This is a genomic window from Serratia sp. K1WW1 (assembly GCF_055790865.1).
This window is the reverse complement of sequence record NZ_CM147697.1, coordinates 4,556,943-4,574,235: the sequence shown is the minus strand read 5'-3', so window position 1 is coordinate 4,574,235 and position 17,293 is coordinate 4,556,943. Positions and strand designations below refer to the sequence as shown.

The window sequence follows — 17,293 nt, the reverse complement described above, 5'->3', positions numbered from 1 at the left end:
TGTTTTCCCTAAGGGAACTGCCGTGCTAAACCGTTATCCTCTGTGGAAGTATCTGATGCTGATCGTGGTGATCCTCGTCGGACTGCTATATGCGCTTCCCAACATTTACGGAGAGGATCCGGCCGTACAGATCACTGGCGCGCGCGGAGTCGCCGCCAGTGAAACTACGCTGGACCAAGTCCGTACTGTATTAGAAAAAGACAATATTGCGAGCAAGTCGATTGCGCTGGAAAACGGTGCCATCCTGGCTCGCTTTAAAGATCCTGACGTTCAGCTGCGCGCCCGTGAAGCCTTGATGGCGGAACTGGGTGACAAATATGTCGTCGCATTGAACCTTGCCCCGGCAACGCCTGCCTGGCTGGCGATGCTCAACGCAGAGCCGATGAAGCTGGGTCTGGATTTACGTGGTGGCGTGCACTTCCTGATGGAAGTCGACATGGACACCGCGCTGAGCAAGTTGCAAGAACAAACAATGGATACCCTGCGCAGCGAACTGCGTGAAAAGGGCATTCCTTACGCTGCGATCCGCAAGTTGGACAACAACGGCGTGGAAGTTCGCTTCCGTGACAACGCCGCTCGCGACCAGGCCATCAGCTACATGACGCCACGTCAGCGCGATCTGGTGCTTTCTGCCAACGGCAGCAACACCCTGAAAGCAACGATGACCGACGCTCGCCTGAGCGAAGCACGTGAGTATGCGGTGCAGCAGAACATCACCATCCTGCGTAATCGTGTCAACCAGCTCGGCGTTGCCGAACCGTTGGTACAGCGCCAGGGTGCCGATCGTATCGTTGTTGAATTGCCGGGTATTCAGGATACGGCGCGCGCCAAAGAAATTTTGGGTGCGACCGCTACGCTGGAATTCCGTCTGGTAAACACCAACGCGGATGCGACCGCTGCGGCCAATGGCCGTGTGCCGGGTGACTCCGAGGTGAAATACACCCGTGAAGGCCAACCGGTTGTGCTGTACAAGCGCGTCATCCTGACCGGTGACCACATTACAGACTCCACCTCCAGCACCGATGAGTACAACCAGCCACAGGTAAATATCTCGCTGGACAGCGCTGGTGGTACTGCCATGTCCAACTTCACCAAAGACAGCATTGGCAAGCCAATGGCAACGCTGTTCGTGGAGTATAAAGACAGCGGCAAGAAAGATGCCAACGGCCGTTCCGTGCTGGTGAAGCAGGAAGAAGTGATCAACGTGGCGAACATTCAGTCACGTCTGGGTAACAGCTTCCGTATCACCGGTATCAGCAACCCGAACGAAGCACGTCAGCTTTCGCTGCTGCTGCGTGCCGGTGCGTTGATTGCGCCTATCCAGATCGTGGAAGAGCGGACCATTGGTCCAACCTTGGGGCAACAGAACATCACCCAGGGCCTGGAAGCTTGCCTGTGGGGCCTGGTGGCTTCGATCGTCTTTATGGTGGTGTGGTACCGCAAGTTTGGCCTGATCGCCTCTACCGCGTTGATGGCTAACCTGGTGCTGATCGTTGGCGTGATGTCTCTGCTACCAGGGGCGACGCTAACCATGCCGGGGATTGCCGGGATCGTGCTGACGCTGGCGGTGGCGGTTGATGCCAACGTACTGATAAACGAACGTATCAAGGAAGAGCTGAAGAATGGACGATCCATTCAGCAGGCGATCCATGAGGGCTATAAAGGCGCGTTCTCCAGTATCGTTGATGCCAACGTCACGACGTTGATCACCGCGATCATCCTGTACGCAGTCGGTACCGGTTCGATCAAGGGCTTTGCAATTACCACCGCAATCGGTGTGGCGACGTCCATGTTCACCGCGATTGTCGGTACCCGTGCCATCGTCAACCTGCTTTACGGCGGCAAGCGCATTAACAAGCTGTCTATCTGAGGAGTGCGTTGTGGCACAGGATTATACTGTTGAACAACTCAACTACGGCCGTAAAGTCTATGACTTTATGCGCTGGGATTACGTGGCCTTCGGCATCTCTTTGGTGCTGTTGGTAGCGTCGATCGCCACCATGTCCGTGCGTGGGTTTAACTGGGGTCTGGATTTCACCGGTGGTACGGTGATTGAAATTACTCTGGAACAACCCGCGAATCTGGACCTGATGCGCGATACGTTGGAAAAAGCCGGGTTCCAGGACCCGATTATCCAGAACTTTGGCAGCAGCCGTGACGTGATGGTGCGTATGCCACCGGCGGTCGGTACTGCAGGCCAGGAACTGGGTAACAAAGTTATTGGCGTGATCAACGAATCAGTCGATAAGAATGCGTCCGTCAAGCGTATTGAATTCGTTGGCCCGAGCGTAGGGGCAGAACTGGCACAAACCGGCGGCATGGCGCTGCTGGTGGCGTTGATCTGTATCCTGATTTACGTGGGCTTTCGTTTTGAATGGCGTTTGGCCGCGGGGGCCGTTATCGCCCTGGCGCACGACGTGGTCATCACCATGGGCGTGCTGTCGCTGTTCCATATCGAGATTGACCTGACCATCGTGGCATCCTTGATGTCGGTGATCGGTTACTCGCTGAACGACAGTATCGTGGTATCTGACCGTATTCGTGAGAATTTCCGCAAGATCCGTCGCGGTACGCCTTATGAAATCATGAACGTCTCGCTGACGCAGACGCTGAGCCGTACCATCATGACCTCCGCCACTACGCTGATGGTGGTTCTGATGCTGTACATCTTCGGCGGCGCGATGCTACAGGGCTTCTCCCTGACCATGCTGATCGGTGTGTCTATCGGTACCGTATCCTCTATCTACGTCGCCTCTGCGCTGGCGTTGAAACTGGGTATGAAACGCGAACACATGCTGCAGCAGAAAGTGGAGAAAGAGGGCGCCGATCAGCCTTCGATCCTGCCGTGATTGCCCGGTGTGCGGCTGAATAAGCCACGCACCGTCTGAGCCAGATGCCGGTCAGTTTACGCTGACCGGCATTTTTTTTGCTCCTGCGCTGCCAGCAGGTTCAGCGAACTCACCAATTCCGCCAGGCTGGTGGCCTGCATCTTCTCCATCACTTTAGAGCGGTGTACCTCTACGGTGCGTACGGCGACGAAGTAACGATCGGCGATGGCCTTGTTGGTCATACCGGCGGCAACGGCGCTGGCGATATCACGCTCGCGCGAGGTCAGCGTACTGAAACGTTGCTGCAACTGGTAGCGCTCCACCTGACGTTGAGAATGAGCTATCCCCCGTTCCAACGCGGCGATCAGCGGTGCGGTAGCAATCGGTTTTTGCAGGAAATCCAACGCTCCCAATTTCATCTCTGCTACCGCCATGGCGATATCGCCATGACCGGTTACGATCACCACTGCCAGCGTACTTTCCCGCTCGCGTAGCCGCTGATGGATTTGCTGCCCATCGATCCCCGGCATGCGAATATCCAGCATCACGACGCCGCACTGGTAAGGATCGACTTGGTCGATAAAGTTTTGGCTGTCGTTCCAGATCTTCACCCGATAGTCCAGCCCTTCGAGTAAAAAGCGGCTGGCGTCGGTGACCGCCAGATCGTCATCGACCAGATGTATCAGCGCCATGGCGTGTTTCCTTCTTGTTCCCAGGGAAGAGCAGGGTAACGCGTAGCCCCTGCCGTTGTGGCGATATCGAATAATTTTCCAGCGTCAGCTCCCCCTGTTGGCTTCTCAGCAGCCGTTGGCAGATCACCAGCCCCAAGCCAAGTCCTTCCGATTTAGTGCTGCGGAAAGGTACGAACGGCTGTGCTAACTGTTCGGCGCTGAGGCCGCCGCCATCGTCTTCCTGTATTAGCGTCTGCCGATCGCCATCGGTTTCCAGCCGCAGGGTGATCTGCTGGGAACCGGCCTGCAGGCTGTTGCTTAACAAATTGGTGAGCACCTGCTCCAACAGCGTGGCCTGGCTATACAACCGGCTTTTCGGGGCGATGATGATGACCATGCGGCACAGCGGGTAATGCTGTTCGATGCGCATCAGCTTGATGACGTTTTCCACCAGGGGGCGCAGCGTTAGCCATTGTGCGCTTTCATGGTGTGGCGTTTTGCTGACCCATTGGCGCAGATTGACGATGGTTTCTGCCCCGCGCTGCGCCTGTTGGCCAATCTGTTCGAGGATCGGCAACAGCTCGTGCTGTGGATCGCTGCGCTCAAGGCGAATACGGCAGCCTTCAGCATAGTGACGTATTGCCGCCAGAGGCTGGTTAAGTTCGTGAGCAAAGCCGGAGGCCATCTCACCAAGAGTGCTGAGACGTTGCGCCCGGGCTAGCGCCGCTTCTCTGGCCCGTAGCGTCAGATGCATTTGTTCTAGCTCGCGCCCACGCTGGCGTACCAGGTGGCCGATCCACAGGTGGTTAGCGCCAAGCAGTAGCATGCCTCCGGCGATCGCGCCAAGCAGGAGCAGATGTTGCAATGCCCAACTGTGTATCTCTTGCCAGAGTGAACGCTGTGCCGGATGGCGATCCAGATCGCGCAGTAATTGATCTACCTGACGAGAGGAGGCGGGAGCGCCCCAGGCAGGGAGACCTGGGGTATTCATTTGCAACAGTTGGCGGGTCAGCTCATCGACCAGGGGATCGGGTACGTGGTTCAAGGCGGCAAACGACCAGTTGGGATAAAGCACGCTACTGGTCAGGCAGGGCTGTGCGCTGGGTTTGGCCAGCAGGGCACGATAATCATTGGCTTTGAGTAATCCCTCTTTCTCCATCTCTTCCAGCAGACAAACCGGCACTATGGCCGCGTCCAGTGCACGATCGCGCAGCAGATAAAGCAGGGCGTCCACCGGATAACCGCTGAAGTGCAGTTGCAGATCTTTTTCCGGATGTAAGCCGGCGGCCAACAGTTCCTTATAGCCCAGCAGATAGCCGCCGAAGGCGTCAGGGGAGACTGCGCCCACTTTTTTACCGGTGAGCTGGGTAGCCTTGGTCACTGGGCTATCGCGGCGTACCAATATCACGCTGCCTATCACGTTGTTAGAGGCATTCTGCTGATTTTTGCTGGAACGTAAGGACACCAACCAGCGTAACGGATAACTATTGTCCAACTGAATATACTGCGCCGGGTTGGTGAGCAGAAAATCGACCTGGCCGTTGCTGACGGCTTCCCCCATATCGGCCAGGTTCAGCGGCAACAGTTGAAAGCTTTCGTCTGGGAACTGACGGTTGAGATGGTTAATTAACGGCTGCCATTGGGCCAGCGCATGGGTATCGCCGCGTAATGCCAGCACGGCAATAGTCCATTGCCCTGCCCAGACCGGGCTCAACCAGCTGCATAGCAAGATCATCAGTACTGCTTTTTTCACATCATCTCCATTTTTATGATCTCGATCGCCCGCCAGAATTGTCCTGGATCAAGCCGCAGTAGGGAATGTGGTAAACCACAATATGGGCGGTCGTACGCCACTTTTACACTCCTTTGTATCAGCTCCCCGGTTGATACTTTTTGGGAGAAATCAATGGATAGTGGAAAACGGCAATTTTTACAACGCCTCGGTGTCCTGACTGCGGGTGCCGCGTTGGTACCGCTGGCGCACTCCGGCTGGCAGCTGCAACCCGAGCGGCGTGAAGGCGACGGCAAAAAGCGTATGGCGATGTTGATCGATCTGCGCCGCTGTATTGGCTGCCAGGCCTGCACGGTTAGCTGCGCGGTAGAAAATCAGCTGCCGCAGGGGCAGTTTCGCACCAGTGTACTGCAGTATCAGGTCGTCACGGATAGCCAGCGTATCCCCACCAACGTGCTGCTTCCGCGCCTGTGCAATCATTGTGATAACCCGCCTTGCGTGCCGGTCTGCCCGGTGCAGGCGACCTTCCAGCGTGAGGACGGCATTGTGGTGATCGATAACACCCGCTGTGTCGGCTGTGCCTACTGTGTGCAAGCCTGCCCCTATGAGGCGCGCTTTATCAACCATGAAACCCAAACCGCGGATAAATGCACCTTCTGCGTCCACCGCCTGGATGCCGGGCTGTTGCCTGCCTGCGTTGAATCCTGCGTCGGTGGTGCGCGCATGATCGGCGATCTTAACGATGAACAAGGCACTTTAAGGCGCACGCTGGAACAGCATCGAGGGGAGCTAAAGGTGCTGAAACCCGAGCAGGGGACGCACCCACAGGTGTTTTATCTGGGGCTGGATGAGGCTTTTGTCAGCCATGTCCGGGGACAACCGGCGCTGTGGCAGGAGGTACACTCATGATCCGCGAAGTGATGGCTCGCCCACAGGAGATCGCCTGGTTGCCATGGGCGGTACAGTATTTCTTTTTCATCGGTCTGGCATGTAGCAGCATTGCCATTGCAGCCTGGCTACGCTGGCGTTCAGCGTCTGAGGCATCTCGGCTGGAGTTGGCTGCCGTTTCGTTGGCGGTGGTGAGCGGCACCGTGGCCCCGTTGGCTCTGAGTGCGGATTTACATCAGCCCGCTCGGATCTGGCATTTCTATGCCCATTTTGCATCTTGGTCGTGGATGTCTCTTGGCTCGGTGTTTTTGCCGCTGTTTACCTTGCTGGTAATGGCCTATTTCATTTTGCTGCTGCGTTGCCAACTGAGGGCAAAAGCCCTGCCATTTTGGGCGCGCTGGTTACAGATATGGCCCGCTTGGCAAGAGGAGAAATGGTTACGTTGGGTGGCATTGGCCACGCTGCTTTCAGCCGTCAGCATCTTGCTCTATACCGGCCGCGAAGTGTCCGTGCTGCGTTCACAACCGCTGTGGTACAGCCTGTGGTTACCTTGGCTATTGCTGCTCACCGCTATGCAGGCCGTTCCGCCAATGCTGGCCTATTGGTTACGCCATGAACCGCAATGGCAATCGCGCTTGGCACGCTATCAAGGGATCTCTCTGCTGTTGCTGTGCCTCTCCAGTCTGGGCTGGTGGTTGGACGGTAGTGACTCCGCCGCTGCGCTGCGTCAGTTACCTGCTCAGGGGAGCGTTTGGTCATGGGTTGGCAGCGCATTTGCCATCTTGATCCTGCTATTGCTGGTTTCGGCTTGGCGATCGCGTCATCGGGCGCTAGGGACGGCAGGTCTGTTAGCACAATGCGTGGCAGCGTTGCTGCTCTGTTGGGGCGTGCGCTGGATGCTGCTGATGCAAACCCAGACGCTGCCCAAGTTCAATATATTGCTCAACCCCTATGTGTTACCGCTCGGCAGCGAGGGGCTATTGGCCATCCTCGGTACCTTCGGGCTGTGGCTGGCATTGATCATCGGGGTTCGTGAATTACAGCATGGGTTGATGGAGAAAAAACGCTATGGCTAAGTCAACGCGTCGTCAGTGGTTGAAAGGCGGGCTCGCTTTGGGTGGGCTGGCCGTGTTTGGTGCCAGCTACAGCGAAATGGTGCAGAAGGTGTTTACCGGCCTGCGTGACGGCAGCAGTGGAAAACTGACGCTGGACCGGATCAGTGCCAATGCGTTACCGCCAGAAGGCCGCCAGCATCCCGAAGGCTGGCAGGCCAATCCGCAGCAGGCAGTTTCCATGACGCAATGTTTTGGCTGCTGGACGCTGTGCGGCCTGCGGGTGCGGGTCGATCGTGACAGCAATCAGATACTGCGCGTAGCGGGTAACCCCTATCATCCGCTGTCGCACGATCGCCATTTTCCTTATCGTTTGCCTGTGAGTGATGCGCTCAACCGGCTAGGCGGTGATGCCGGTCTGGAACAGCGCTCAACCGCCTGTGCTCGCGGTGCTACCCTGCTGGAAGGGTTGACCAGCCCGTACCGGGTGCTGGAACCGATGAAACGGGTAGGGCCACGTGGTGGCGGGCAGTGGCAGCGCATCAGTTTTGAACAACTGATCAAGGAAGTGGTTGAAGGCGGCGATCTGTTTGGTGAAGGGCCCGTGGAGGGATTACGGGCCATCCGCGATCTGCAAACGCCGCTCGACCCGGCACAGCCAACGCTTGGGCCGAAGGCTAACCAACTGCTGGTCACCAACGCAGGTGATGAGGGGCGGGATACCTTTATCAAACGCTTTGCACAAAACGCCTTTGGCACGCGTAACTTCGGCCATCATGGCGCTTACTGTGGTCTAGCCTACCGGGCAGGTTCCGGGGCGCTGATGGGCGATCTGGACAAAAACGCCCATGTGAAACCCGACTGGGATCATCTGCGCTTTGCACTGTTTTTGGGGACGTCACCCGCACAGTCCGGTAACCCGTTCAAACGGCAGGGGCGTCAGTTAGCCAATGCCCGCCTGCGCGATGAGTTCCGCTACGTGGTGGTAGCCCCGGCGTTGCCGTTAACCACCACGCTGGCCAACGATCATAACCGCTGGGTGCCGGTACTGCCGGGGACGGACTCCGCGCTAGCGATGGGCATGATCCGCTGGATTATCGACCAGGAGCGTTATAACGCCGATTATCTGTCGTTATCTGGCGAGGCGGCCATGCAGGCGGCCGGTGAAAAAAGCTGGTCGAATGCCACGCATCTGGTGGTGATCGATGACGATCATCCTCTGTGCGGCCAGTTCCTGCGTAAGTCACATCTGGTAGGTGGGGCTGGCGGTGATGAGGAAAGCCCTGCCGTGGTGTGGGACGCACAGCGAAACGAGCCACTGCCCGCCACCGAGGCCATTCGTGGGCAACTGCTGGTTGAGCAGCAGGTTCAACTGGCCGATGGCTCACCGGTACGGGTGCGCTCCAGCTTCCGTTGTCTGCAACTGGCGGCACAACGCTTTACGCTGGCTGAATACAGCGCCCAGTGTGGCGTTAGCGCTGAAACCATTGCGGCGTTGGCCAAGGAGTTTACTTCCTACCAGCGGCAGGCGGCAGTGATCTCCCATGGCGGCATGATGAGCGGCAACGGTTTCTATAGCAGCTGGGCGGTGATGATGCTCAATGCGCTGATCGGTAACCTTAATCTCAAGGGGGGCGTTTCAGTAGGCGGCGGCAAGTTCAAGGAGTTTGCCGAAGGACCACGCTACAATCTCGCCACTTTCCCTGAGATGGTGAAGCCGAAAGGATTGGTGCTGTCGCGCAGTAAGCAGGCGTACGAAAAGTCAGATGAATATCGCCGCAAGGTGGAACAAGGCGTCAATCCTTATCCGGCGCGGGGGCCGTGGTATCCCTTTGTGGCTGGTCAGTTTACCGAGCAGCTAGCTCCGGCGCTGATGGGATACCCTTATCCGCTGAAAGCCTGGATCAATCATATGGGCAACCCGCTCTATGGTGTAGCTGGGTTGCGCGACGTGGTGGAGAGCAGGCTGAAGGATCCGCAGCATCTGCCGCTGTTTATTTCCGTCGACGCCTTTATTAACGAAACCAGCGCGTTGGCGGACTATATGGTGCCGGATACGCACAACTTTGAAAGCTGGGGATTTACCTCCCCTTGGTCTGGTGTAATGGTCAAGGCGAGTACCGCCCGTTGGCCAGTGGTGCCTGCGCGTACAGCCAAGACGGCGGATGGGCAGCCGGTCGCGCTGGAGAGCTTTGTTATTGCGCTCTCGAAGGCCATGGGGCTGCCGGGATTCGGCGACGGGGCGTTGCAGGATGCGCAAGGTAACCCTTGCGGGCTGCATTGTGCCGAAGATTACTACCTGCGTGCCGCGGCCAACGTGGCATTTGCCGGTGAGCCAGTGCCTGAGGCGACGGAGAGTGAGCTGCGCCTGACCGGCGTTGATCGTCTGCAACCAGCGCTGAATCAGGTGTTGAAAGCGGACGAGCGGCTGCGGGTGGGCTACATGCTGGCGCGTGGGGGCCGTTTCGCGCCTCATGAGCAGGCCTGGCAAGGGGAGGCGACCGGTCCGCAGTGGAAGCAAGGGCTGAATATCTGGAATGAAGAGGTGGCACGCCATCGCCATGCCATGACCGGGGAGCGCTATAGCGGCTGCCCAACCTATTATCCACCACGTTTTGCCGACGGTTCCGACGTGGCGCAGCACTATCCGAGCGAGGCGTGGCCGTTCCGGCTGATGTCGTTCAAGTCACACCTGATGAGCAGCTCAACCGCTCCTATCGAGCGTTTGCGGGCCGTGAAGGCGGTTAATCTGGTCGCGCTCAATCCGCTAGATGCCGAGCGCTATGGGCTACAACATGGCGATCGGGTCAGGTTGCAGACGCCGGGGGGCAGCGTGGAAGCGCAAATCAGCTTGCTCGACGGGGTGATGCCGGGTGTGATTGCCATTGAGCATGGCTATGGGCATAGAGAGATGGGGGCAAGGGTTCATTCGCTGGATGGGCAGGCATTGGCGGCGGATCCACGCATTGCCGCAGGGATCAACCTCAACGATCTGGGGTTGGCCGATCCGACACGCGAAGTCGGCAATAGCTGGCTGGACTGGGTCAGCGGGGCGGCGGTACGGCAGGGGTTACCGGCGAAGCTGCAGCGTTTGGGCTAATCTTGCTGGCCCAATCCCCGTGAACAGCGGGGATTGGGTGACTCGTCGTATCAACGTTGAGCGATGGGCTCGACGCTATGCACACGGATATAGCCCAGTTGCGATGGCGTTACGCCACTCAGGCGCAGTTCAAAGATTTGCTCGGTTTTTGGCAGCAGCGAACTGGTGCTCTGAATTTGTTGCGACTGCGCCTGCGCGGTCAGCGGCATACCGGTTGCGGCATCCAACTGGCCCCACTCCAACGTAGCGGTAAAGCCTGGCAGATATTGGCCTGAGAGCGTACGCACATACAGTATTGCCTGGCTGCCGTTGGCCTCGCTCTTCACATAGTTGAGCGACAGGCTCAGTTCACCCACGCTGCTGTGTAATCTGGCGGCGTTATTGGCGGCTGGCAGCAGGTAGACGCCGCTGGTAGAGCTTTGGTTAAGCCGGTTTTGGCGCTCCAGGGCGGTAGCCTGCTCGGTCAACTCCCCCAGCACCTGTTTCAGCTCAACCACCTGGTTGGTGAGTTTCGGCACTTCGCGGTTCTGTGCACAACCGGCCAGCAGGATCATGGCGGTGAGCAGACAAACCTGACGATAACGGATTGTCATAACGGCAATTTCCTCTTCAATCACACTGGCTACCAGCTTAGTCCGATCGCTGGCCAAAGTCATGTCCAGTGCCTTTTAGGGTTGCTTTATTACTCAATGATGGACGCAATTCGCAACAAATGCCCGGCGGTCTTTGTTGTGGCGTTAGTTCGGGGTAAACTGTGCTCAACTATGTAAACGCTTATCAGGACGAGTTATGCATTGCCCTTTCTGCGCTGCCGTTGATACCAAAGTGATTGATTCCCGCCTGGTGGGTGATGGATCGCAGGTGCGCCGTCGTCGCCAATGTCTGGTCTGTAATGAACGTTTTACCACTTTTGAAGTGGCCGAACTGGTAATGCCACGAGTGATCAAAAGTGATGAGGTTCGCGAACCGTTCAACGAAGATAAACTGCGCCGTGGCATGCTGAAAGCGCTGGAAAAGCGCCCGGTCAGCTCCGACGACGTAGAAAACGCCATCAACCACATCAAATCCCAGTTGCGCGCCACCGGCGAGCGTGAGGTGCCCACCAAAATGGTCGGCAACCTGGTGATGGATGCGTTGAAGAAGCTGGATAAGGTCGCGTATATCCGCTTCGCTTCGGTATATCGCAGTTTTGAAGACATTCGCGAATTCGGCGAAGAGATCGCCAAACTGCAGGATTAACAGGATCCGCATGCAAAACGACGAATTCTATATGGCGCGCGCCTTTGAGCTGGCGCGTCTGGGGCGTTTTACCACCACGCCGAACCCGAACGTGGGCTGCGTGATCGTGCGCGATGGCAGCATCGTGGGTGAAGGCTTCCATTTGCGGGCCGGTGAGCCTCATGCGGAAGTACACGCTTTGCGCATGGCGGGGGAAAAGGCGCGGGGGGCCACGGCCTATGTCACGCTGGAACCTTGTAGCCACCATGGCCGTACGCCACCTTGTGCCGATGCTTTGATCGCAGCGGGAGTCAGCCGCGTGGTCGCTGCCATGCAAGATCCCAACCCGCAGGTTGCCGGGCGTGGGCTATACAAGCTGCAACAGGCGGGTATTGAAGTGCGCCACGGCGTAATGCTGGCAGAGGCGGAAGCGGTCAATCTGGGGTTCCTCAAGCGTATGCGCACCGGGTTTCCCTATGTACAGCTCAAGCTGGGCGCTTCACTGGATGGCCGCACGGCGATGGCCTCGGGTGAAAGCCAGTGGATCACCTCACCGCAGGCAAGACGGGATGTACAGGAGCTGCGGGCGGCCAGTTCGGCGATCCTCAGCACCAGCGCGACCGTGTTGGCCGACGATCCCGCGCTGACCGTGCGCTGGGATGAACTGAGCAGTGAAACCCAGCAGATTTACCCGCGTGACACGCTGCGCCAGCCGCTACGGATTATTCTAGACAGCCAGAACCGGATTACGCCGCAGCACCGGGTCGTGCAGCAACCGGGGATGACCTGGTTGGCACGCCAGCAGCCAGACGATCGGGTTTGGCCTGCGGGTGTGGAGCAATTAACCTTCCCACTGCACGGCGGCGGTATCGATCTGGTGGTGATGATGATGCAATTGGCCAAACGCCAGGTGAACAGCATCTGGGTCGAGGCGGGCGCACAGCTTGCCGGTGCGCTGCTGCAGGCCGGGTTGGTGGATGAGCTCATTGTGTACATCGCGCCCAAATTATTGGGGGATAATGCCCGCGGGCTGTGCCAACTGCCGGGTTTGACGCAGTTGCCCGATGCGCCGGAGTTTGTCTTTAGCGAGGTGCGCCAGATTGGCCCCGATCTGCGCCTGCGGTTAACCGCAAAATAGAGAATATAACCTTTGCTTGCCGGTGCGGCCGCGTTTTACAAAAGCGCCGCGCAGGCGGGCAAAGAATATGATAGAATCCGCCCCCCTGCGGGGTATTGAACCCATTTTTAAGGAAAGCCCATGAAAGTTATCGAAGGTGTTGTTGCTACTCCAAATGCCCGTGTGGCGATCGCAATTGCACGTTTTAACAATTTCATCAACGACAGCCTGCTGCAAGGTGCCATTGATGCACTGAAGCGTATCGGCCAGGTTGCTGATGACAACATCACCGTTGTTTGGGTCCCAGGCGCTTACGAGCTGCCATTAACCGCACGCGTGCTGGCTAACACCGGCAAATATGATGCGGTGATTGCTCTGGGTACGGTGATCCGTGGGGGCACCGCGCACTTCGAATATGTGGCGGGCGAAGCCAGCTCCGGTCTGGGCCAAGTCTCTATGAATACCGAGATCCCGGTTGCCTTTGGCGTGCTGACCACCGAAAGCATCGAACAAGCGATCGAGCGTGCCGGCACCAAAGCGGGCAACAAAGGCGCAGAAGCCGCCCTGACCGCACTTGAAATGATTAATGTAATCAAAGCTATTAAAGCCTGAATTTAGTTTAAGGGGAATTCCGTGAAACCTGCTGCTCGTCGTCGCGCTCGTGAGTGCGCTGTTCAAGCGATTTACTCTTGGCAGTTGTCTAAAAATGACATTGCCGATGTTGAACACCAGTTCCTGACGGAGCAGGATGTCAAAGATGTTGACGTCGCCTATTTTCGTGAGCTGCTGTCCGGTGTGGCAGTCAACGCAGGTATGCTGGATGGCCTGATGGCCCCCTTCCTGTCGCGCCAGCTCGAAGAATTGGGCCAGGTGGAAAGAGCCGTACTGCGCATTGCGCTGTTCGAGCTGAAAATGCGTGAAGACGTCCCTTACAAAGTGGCCATCAACGAAGCGATCGAACTGGCGAAAACCTTCGGCGCAGAAGATAGCCACAAGTTTGTAAATGGCGTGCTGGATAAAGCAGCCCCCAGCATCCGTAGGAAAAAATAAAATATAAGGCCGGGAAACCGGCCTTACTTCTTTGGAAGACGAATTATGGCATGTGGCGAATTTGATCTCATTGCCCGCTATTTTGACCGGTTCAAAAGTGTGCGCCGCGACGTACAGCTCGGCATTGGCGATGACTGCGCACTGCTTACAGTGCCGGAAAAACAGCTTTTAGCCATCAGTACCGATACCCTGGTTTCGGGTATTCACTTCCTGGCGGATATCGATCCCGCCGATCTCGGTTATAAAGCCCTGGCGGTTAACCTGAGCGACCTGGCAGCAATGGGCGCCGATCCCGCGTGGCTATCGCTGGCGTTGACGTTGCCGGAAGTGAACGAAGAGTGGCTCAAGGCGTTCAGCGATAGCCTGTTCGAACAGATGAATTACTACGGCATGCAACTGATTGGCGGCGACACTACCCGTGGCCCGCTGAGCATGACGTTGACGATCCACGGCCATATCCCGGTCGGGCGGGCGCTAACCCGCAGCGGCGCGCGTATTGGCGACTGGATTTACGTGACCGGTACGCTGGGCGACAGCGCCGCCGGGCTGGCAATCCTGCAGGATCGTTTGCAAGTGAGCGATCGGGCTGCTCAAGAATATCTGTTGGCGCGCCATCTGCGCCCGCATCCGCGTGTGCTGCAAGGCCAGGCGCTGCGTGATTTGGCCAGCTCGGCGATCGATATCTCCGACGGCCTGATTTCCGATCTGAGACACGTGCTGAACGCCTCTGAGTGCGGTGCCCGTATCGAGCTGGATGAGTTGCCGCTGTCGCAGACGCTGACCAGCAATACTGATGCAGATCAGGCGCTGCGTTGGGCGCTGACCGGCGGTGAAGATTATGAACTGTGCTTCACCGTGCCAGAGATCAATCGGGGCGCGCTGGAAGTGGCATTAAGCCATTTAGGTGCGGATTACACCTGTATTGGCCAGATCGGCCCGCAGTCTGAAGGGATGAAGTTCTACCGCGATCAGCAAGAGGTTGAACTGCCTTGGAGTGGTTACGATCACTTCGGGACCGCTCAATAGTTATTATTAAAGGTCGGAGGCGGCAAACCCCCGACCTTAGCTACGTTTCCACAGTCATCAATCGATGAGCCGGCGGATCAGTTCCAGCAGCGCAACCAGCGCTTTAAGAACGATGAGAACTTTATCAATCAAAGTTTTCATCCGTTCCTCCATCAAGTGGAGTGAGAACGCCGCTGCTTACTCATACGCTGCCTGTCACAACGGTTTATCCCGAATGTTAGTTAGGGATAGTTCAACTCCGGCCAGAGCACTGAAATCAGCACCACCTGTATTTCAGCCAGGACTTGAAGACGTCTATCCCACGCTGCGAAAGGCCAAAGTTTAACTATCACTATGACTAACCTCCTGATTATATCGGAGGGGTGAGTAAAAAACGAGCGTCAAATTGTACGTATTTGCACCTCTCAATCTTTTGTCTTATACTGGCCCGTGTTAGTTAGGGATAGTTCTACCCCGGCCAGAGTGATCGGCCGAAACGCAAAAAACCGACCTCACCAGTCGGTTTTTTGCATTTTGGCTTTGCTTTGGTTACATGAAGCGGAAACGGCGGTGCTGTACAAATTTGCTCCGGTCAACTTTTTGTCTTATACTAAGCCCGTTAGCCAGAGATAGTTCTACTCCGGCCAGATCTATTGGCCGAAACGTAAAAACCCGACCTCACCAGTCGGGTTTTTGCATTTTTTGATTGGCGTGGCGTTGGAGAGTGGGATTGATAAGGGCGCCCAGTGGCGGCGCCCCTAGCTAGTTTATGCCAACCAGGTTTCAATCTGGCGCTGAATACCGGCCGCATCCAGGCCCAGATCGCTGCGGATCTCTTCCTGGCCGCCCTGCGGGATAAAGTCATCCGGCAGGCCAATATTCAGCACGGGCACGACACGGCGTTTGGCCATCAGCAGCTCGTTAACCCCGCTGCCAGCGCCGCCCATAATGGCGTTCTCTTCCAGCGTCACCAACACTTCGTGGCTGGTGGCCATTTCCAGTACCAGCTGTTCGTCCAGTGGTTTGACAAAGCGCATGTCTACCAGCGTAGCGTTCATCGCTTCGGCGACCTGAGCGGCTTCCGCCAACAGGGTACCAAAGTTGAGGATGGCAATCTTTTCCCCTTCGCGACGCACGATGCCCTTACCGAGCGGCAATGCGGCCAGAGGTTCCAGCGTTGCACCCGTACCGTTGCCCCGTGGGTAGCGTACCGCACTTGGGCCTGTGTTATGGTGATAACCGGTGTACAGCATCTGGCGGCATTCGTTTTCATCACTTGGCGTCATGATCACCATGTTCGGGATGCAGCGCAGGAACGAAATATCAAAGGCGCCCTGGTGGGTCTGGCCGTCGGCACCGACAATCCCGCCGCGATCGATGGCAAACATCACCGGCAGCTCCTGGATCGCCACGTCGTGGATCACCTGATCGTAGGCGCGCTGCAGGAAGGTGGAGTAGATCGCCACCACCGGCTTGTAACCGCCGATCGCCAATCCGGCGGCGAAGGTCACCGCATGCTGCTCGGCGATCGCCACATCGAAATATTGCTGCGGATAGTCGCGTGAGAACTGCACCATGCCGGAACCTTCGCGCATGGCTGGCGTGATCGCCATCAGTTGGCTGTCTTTGGCCGCCGTTTCACACAGCCATTCACCAAAGATCTTGGAATAGGTTGGCAGGCCGCCAGCGCTTTTTGGCAGGGTGCCGCTGGCCGGATCGAATTTTGGCACCGCGTGGAAGCTGATCGGATCCTTTTCTGCCGGAGCATAGCCACGGCCTTTCTTGGTCATGATATGCAGTAACTGTGGGCCTTTCAGGTCACGCATGTTTTTTAGCGTAGCGGCCAATGCCTGCACGTCGTGCCCGTCTACCGGGCCAATGTAGTTAAAGCCCAGCTCTTCAAACAGCGTGCCGGGGACCACCATGCCTTTGAGGTGTTCTTCGGTACGCTTGAGCAGTTCTTTGATCGGCGGTACGCCGGAGAGCACCTTCTTGCCGCCTTCGCGCAGCGTGGAGTAGAGCTTGCCAGACAGTAGCTGCGCCAGATGATTATTCAACGCTCCGACGTTTTCGGAGATCGACATTTCGTTATCGTTCAGCACCACCAGCATATCCGGGGTGATGTCGCCAGCATGGTTCATGGCTTCGAACGCCATGCCTGCGGTGATGGCACCGTCGCCAATCACGCAGACGGTGCGGCGGTTTTTGCCCTCACGCGCGGCGGCCACGGCCATACCAAGACCCGCGCTGATCGAGGTTGAAGAGTGGCCAACGGACAATACGTCATATTCACTTTCGGCGCGCCACGGGAAAGGGTGCAGGCCGTTTTTCTGGCGGATGGTCGAGATGCGGTCACGCCGGCCGGTCAGGATCTTGTGTGGGTAAGCCTGATGGCCAACGTCCCAAACCAGGTGATCGAAAGGGGTGTTGTAGACGTAATGCAGTGCCACCGTAAGCTCGACGGTACCCAGCCCAGACGCAAAGTGGCCACTGGAGCGGCTGACGCTGTCCAGCAGGTATTGCCGTAGTTCATCACACAACTTCGGCAGGCTTTCTTTTGGCAACGAGCGGAGCTCTTCAGGATTTTCCGCTAAGGCCAAGGTCGGGTATTTGGCTATATCAAGACTCATTC

15 protein-coding genes are annotated in these 17,293 nt (G+C 57.3%); 10 read left to right on the top strand and 5 right to left on the bottom strand.

Annotation, left to right across the window (positions count from 1 at the left end; genetic code table 11):
* The first annotated feature begins 22 nt into the window (after positions 1 to 22).
* A complete protein-coding gene (gene secD / locus ACX9GU_RS20750; RefSeq protein WP_473192753.1) occupies positions 23 to 1,870 on the top strand; it encodes a protein translocase subunit SecD in 1,848 nt (615 codons plus the stop codon).
* Between the two features lie 10 nt (positions 1,871 to 1,880).
* Positions 1,881 to 2,849: a protein translocase subunit SecF gene (gene secF, locus ACX9GU_RS20745; protein ID WP_059200001.1), complete on the top strand. Its 969-nt coding sequence runs from the start codon at positions 1,881 to 1,883 to the stop codon at positions 2,847 to 2,849.
* A gap of 56 nt (positions 2,850 to 2,905) precedes the next feature.
* Here the strand turns inward: secF and ttrR are convergent, their stop codons facing one another.
* Together ttrR and ttrS are read right to left on the bottom strand one after the other, a co-directional pair.
* Positions 2,906 to 3,520 carry a tetrathionate respiration response regulator TtrR gene (gene ttrR / locus ACX9GU_RS20740; protein WP_024483921.1) on the bottom strand — a complete coding sequence of 205 codons (615 nt, stop codon included), beginning with the start codon at positions 3,518 to 3,520 and terminating at the stop codon, positions 2,906 to 2,908.
* Positions 3,495 to 5,234 (bottom strand): tetrathionate respiration histidine kinase TtrS, encoded by a 1,740-nt coding sequence (gene ttrS / locus ACX9GU_RS20735; protein WP_473195224.1) that lies wholly within the window; start codon positions 5,232 to 5,234, stop codon positions 3,495 to 3,497. The genes ttrR and ttrS overlap by 26 nt, the downstream gene beginning before the upstream one ends.
* A gap of 171 nt (positions 5,235 to 5,405) precedes the next feature.
* On the opposite strand from ttrS, the gene ttrB reads away from it, so the two are divergent.
* From ttrB to ttrA, 3 genes are read left to right on the top strand one after another with little or no spacing between them, the layout of a single operon-like run.
* Positions 5,406 to 6,140, top strand: a complete 735-nt coding sequence (gene ttrB, locus ACX9GU_RS20730; protein ID WP_121606033.1) for a tetrathionate reductase subunit TtrB — start codon at positions 5,406 to 5,408, stop codon at positions 6,138 to 6,140.
* Positions 6,137 to 7,195, top strand: coding sequence for a tetrathionate reductase subunit TtrC (ttrC, locus tag ACX9GU_RS20725; RefSeq protein WP_473192752.1), 1,059 nt, complete (start codon positions 6,137 to 6,139; stop codon positions 7,193 to 7,195). The genes ttrB and ttrC overlap by 4 nt, the downstream gene beginning before the upstream one ends.
* Entirely contained in the window at positions 7,188 to 10,271 is a 3,084-nt protein-coding gene (gene ttrA / locus ACX9GU_RS20720) for a tetrathionate reductase subunit TtrA (protein WP_473192751.1), read from the top strand. The genes ttrC and ttrA overlap by 8 nt, the downstream gene beginning before the upstream one ends.
* 50 nt (positions 10,272 to 10,321) lie before the next feature.
* On the opposite strand, the gene ACX9GU_RS20715 is transcribed toward ttrA, so the two are convergent.
* Positions 10,322 to 10,864 carry a SadB/YajI family lipoprotein gene (locus ACX9GU_RS20715; RefSeq protein WP_473195223.1) on the bottom strand — a complete coding sequence of 181 codons (543 nt, stop codon included), beginning with the start codon at positions 10,862 to 10,864 and terminating at the stop codon, positions 10,322 to 10,324.
* 196 nt (positions 10,865 to 11,060) lie between these two features.
* On the opposite strand from ACX9GU_RS20715, the gene nrdR reads away from it, so the two are divergent.
* From nrdR to thiL, 5 genes are all read left to right on the top strand, one after another.
* Complete coding sequence (gene nrdR / locus ACX9GU_RS20710; protein WP_021180191.1) at positions 11,061 to 11,510, top strand: transcriptional regulator NrdR; 450 nt, start codon at positions 11,061 to 11,063, stop codon at positions 11,508 to 11,510.
* Between the two features lie 10 nt (positions 11,511 to 11,520).
* Entirely contained in the window at positions 11,521 to 12,627 is a 1,107-nt protein-coding gene (gene ribD / locus ACX9GU_RS20705; protein ID WP_473192750.1) for a bifunctional diaminohydroxyphosphoribosylaminopyrimidine deaminase/5-amino-6-(5-phosphoribosylamino)uracil reductase RibD, read from the top strand.
* A 120-nt stretch (positions 12,628 to 12,747) separates the two neighbouring features.
* Positions 12,748 to 13,218, top strand: coding sequence for a 6,7-dimethyl-8-ribityllumazine synthase (gene ribH, locus ACX9GU_RS20700; RefSeq protein WP_021805495.1), 471 nt, complete (start codon positions 12,748 to 12,750; stop codon positions 13,216 to 13,218).
* Positions 13,219 to 13,239: 21 nt separating this feature from the next.
* The gene (nusB, locus tag ACX9GU_RS20695; protein WP_021180188.1) at positions 13,240 to 13,656 is read left to right on the top strand and encodes a transcription antitermination factor NusB; all 417 of its coding nucleotides are present in this window, start codon (positions 13,240 to 13,242) and stop codon (positions 13,654 to 13,656) included.
* A gap of 45 nt (positions 13,657 to 13,701) precedes the next feature.
* A complete protein-coding gene (thiL, locus tag ACX9GU_RS20690) occupies positions 13,702 to 14,682 on the top strand; it encodes a thiamine-phosphate kinase (RefSeq protein WP_473192749.1) in 981 nt (326 codons plus the stop codon).
* 57 nt (positions 14,683 to 14,739) lie between these two features.
* On the opposite strand, the gene dinQ is transcribed toward thiL, so the two are convergent.
* On the bottom strand, positions 14,740 to 14,823 hold the full coding sequence (dinQ, locus tag ACX9GU_RS20685; protein ID WP_363135930.1) for a damage-inducible type I toxin DinQ: 84 nt from the start codon (positions 14,821 to 14,823) through the stop codon (positions 14,740 to 14,742).
* Positions 14,824 to 15,428: 605 nt separating this feature from the next.
* On the bottom strand, positions 15,429 to 17,291 hold the full coding sequence (gene dxs, locus ACX9GU_RS20680) for a 1-deoxy-D-xylulose-5-phosphate synthase (RefSeq protein WP_473192748.1): 1,863 nt from the start codon (positions 17,289 to 17,291) through the stop codon (positions 15,429 to 15,431).
* Positions 17,292 to 17,293: the final 2 nt, after the last annotated feature.

Excerpts from the sequence above, each read along its gene's own strand:
- ttrR (WP_024483921.1), bottom strand. The coding sequence starts at position 3,520 with ATGGCGCTGATACATCTGGTCGATGACGATCTGGCGGTCACCGACGCC.
- ttrS (WP_473195224.1), bottom strand. The coding sequence starts at position 5,234 with ATGATCTTGCTATGCAGCTGGTTGAGCCCGGTCTGGGCAGGGCAATGG.
- ttrB (WP_121606033.1), top strand. The coding sequence starts at position 5,406 with ATGGATAGTGGAAAACGGCAATTTTTACAACGCCTCGGTGTCCTGACT.
- ttrC (WP_473192752.1), top strand. The coding sequence starts at position 6,137 with ATGATCCGCGAAGTGATGGCTCGCCCACAGGAGATCGCCTGGTTGCCA.
- ttrA (WP_473192751.1), top strand. The coding sequence starts at position 7,188 with ATGGCTAAGTCAACGCGTCGTCAGTGGTTGAAAGGCGGGCTCGCTTTG.
- ACX9GU_RS20715 (WP_473195223.1), bottom strand. The coding sequence starts at position 10,864 with ATGACAATCCGTTATCGTCAGGTTTGTCTGCTCACCGCCATGATCCTG.
- nrdR (WP_021180191.1), top strand. The coding sequence starts at position 11,061 with ATGCATTGCCCTTTCTGCGCTGCCGTTGATACCAAAGTGATTGATTCC.
- ribD (WP_473192750.1), top strand. The coding sequence starts at position 11,521 with ATGCAAAACGACGAATTCTATATGGCGCGCGCCTTTGAGCTGGCGCGT.
- ribH (WP_021805495.1), top strand. The coding sequence starts at position 12,748 with ATGAAAGTTATCGAAGGTGTTGTTGCTACTCCAAATGCCCGTGTGGCG.
- thiL (WP_473192749.1), top strand. The coding sequence starts at position 13,702 with ATGGCATGTGGCGAATTTGATCTCATTGCCCGCTATTTTGACCGGTTC.
- dinQ (WP_363135930.1), bottom strand. The coding sequence starts at position 14,823 with ATGAAAACTTTGATTGATAAAGTTCTCATCGTTCTTAAAGCGCTGGTT.
- dxs (WP_473192748.1), bottom strand. The coding sequence starts at position 17,291 with ATGAGTCTTGATATAGCCAAATACCCGACCTTGGCCTTAGCGGAAAAT.